The sequence below is a fragment of the Dapis purpurea BLCC-M126 genome (assembly GCF_050015975.1).
Taxonomy (GTDB): Bacteria; Cyanobacteriota; Cyanobacteriia; order Cyanobacteriales; family Microcoleaceae; genus Trichodesmium.
Genome location: NZ_JBNHER010000128.1, coordinates 1 through 2,026 on the forward strand (window position 1 = coordinate 1; position 2,026 = coordinate 2,026).

The following is a 2,026-nucleotide window of genomic DNA, read 5'->3' on the forward strand; positions in this document are numbered from 1 at the left end:
AGGGGAGGCTTTAAACCAGAATTATTTAATTATTAATTATTAATAATTGGGTAACCAAACCCCTACTAACTCAAAAATCAGTCAAGTGGGATAACAAACTATTCTCTGTATTAGTGCGAGTAAAAGAATTCCAAGTACCCAAATCTTTGCCTGGATATTCACATAACATAGCTCTGGCATCATCACTCAATCCTTGCACTAGAGTAAAATCAACTCCAGCAATACTAATAATATTATCTAAACTCGCCCCTGTTAGATCGGCAGCTCGCAAATCTGCTCCATCCAACTCCACGGCATTAAGTCGAGCATCACGCAAATTCGCACCTATCAAAAAAGCTCCCTTCATATTTGCCCCACTCAAAGCTGCACCTTGCAAATTCGCACCTGTTAAGTCTGTACCACTCAGATAAGAACCTCGCAAATTCGCACCGCGTAAGTCAGCACCTCTGAGGTAAGCTGTATTTAAGAAAGCTCCACTTAAATTAGCTCCAGGTCCAACTGCTCCTGATTTTTTGTAAGCAAATCCTTCAGGCCAAACAGTACCCCCATCATAGTATGCTACCTGTAGTTTAGCACCATCCAAGTTAGCATTCGTAAAATTAGCATTTTGTAGTTCAGCTCGATTCAAATAAGTATTAGTTAAATCTGCTCCACTCAAGTTCGCACCCTGAAGGTTAGCTCCCCGTAAATCAGCACCTTTGAGATTTGCTCCACTTAAGTCAGTTTCACTCAAGTTTGCTCCGATAAGAATAGTATGATTGAATTTGGCTTGTTGTAAATTTCCTTGACTCAGGTTAATTTGATATAGTTCAATTTCACTAATATCTATACCTTGTAAATTACTACCGATAAGATTTTTATTTTGCTGATAAGCTTGAATAATTTCTGTAGCTGATTGAAACTGCATTTTGTTTAAGGATGGCTTGCTATTTACAGTGGATTGCATTATGGAGGTTCGTTAATATATCTATTCAAAAGTCTCCATTTGATTTATCCTATAATTTGAACGCTCTAAACTAGATTTTTGTTGATTTTTCTTAACTAAAAATCTGGTGGATATTAACAAAACTTTAGATGTAAAAAAATGAAATTAAAACCACCAATGACAATGATGGATTTTTTTATCAAAAGTGAGGGAACATGGTTTTCTCAACGTACTGTTCATCATTTTGATTCTGCTGAAGATGAGTCAGGAAAATCTAATTTTATTGTCAAAGTTTTAACAAAAGATAACCCGAAAATCATTGAAGTTTGTGAACAGCAAAATGTCAATCCAGCTTTAGCAACAGGTGGTGCAAGTTTTAATTGGCAAGATAATTTAGATAATGATGAACCTAATCCAAATTATGCTGCTATTTTAGTTGATATTCCTAATTCTGAAACAGGTAGAACTGGAAAATTTTTGCGTAATCGTGGTTACGTTGAAGGTATTCCTGTAGTGGGTAGATATCATTTTGCCACTGATGGAGTTTTGACAATTGACACAGAATATGAAAGAAATCAAGGGCAAGAACGTTGTTGGTTTCTGACAGATGATTTTCGGGTACGAGTTAGTACAGTGCGGATGATGAATGGTGTTAATTTGATGGCTTATTCTTCTGAACGTCGTTGTTTAACTCGCAAACAATTAGAAGAAATGGTTCAAAAAAATCTTGCTAGAAGTAATGGTTAATTAATTTAACAATTAATTATTAATAATTACCTCTTATTTAGAAGAAGAGGATTGTCTAAAAAAAAATTATTTTTTTCTCTATTAATAAAGAGGGTTTATACCTTAATTTTTAGGTTAGGAAAGAAGAAGCAAGAAAACATACAGGAAAATAATTATTGAGATAGGTTAGGAGGATAGAATTTTATGGAGCAATTCCTTAATTGCTAATACTTCTAGAAAGAAAATTCTATCTTTCACCTTTGTAGCATTCTTTTTTCAAATTGGTTATTGATTCTGTATCGGGTAGGGAGAGTACACCTCTAATATCATGTCCGGATAATCAGTGATAAAAAAGTTTTTGTTTGTAGTAGGGCT

The 2,026-nt window shown here is 34.5% G+C and carries 2 protein-coding genes; one reads left to right on the forward strand and one right to left on the reverse strand.

Translation table 11 applies throughout. The features are described 5' to 3' along the window. Window positions 1-70: 70 nt before the first annotated feature. Window positions 71-907, reverse strand: a complete 837-nt coding sequence (locus ACP6PL_RS11495; protein WP_426545394.1) for a pentapeptide repeat-containing protein — start codon at window positions 905-907, stop codon at window positions 71-73. 177 nt (window positions 908-1,084) lie between these two features. On the opposite strand from ACP6PL_RS11495, the gene ACP6PL_RS11500 reads away from it, so the two are divergent. Then, complete coding sequence (locus ACP6PL_RS11500; RefSeq protein ID WP_426545395.1) at window positions 1,085-1,672, forward strand: phycobiliprotein lyase; 588 nt, start codon at window positions 1,085-1,087, stop codon at window positions 1,670-1,672. The last annotated feature ends 354 nt before the right edge of the window (window positions 1,673-2,026 follow it).

Bases quoted from the DNA above. Each gene is read 5' to 3' on its own strand.
- ACP6PL_RS11495 (WP_426545394.1), bottom strand. From the start codon at position 907: ATGCAGTTTCAATCAGCTACAGAAATTATTCAAGCTTATCAGCAAAAT.
- ACP6PL_RS11500 (WP_426545395.1), top strand. From the start codon at position 1,085: ATGAAATTAAAACCACCAATGACAATGATGGATTTTTTTATCAAAAGT.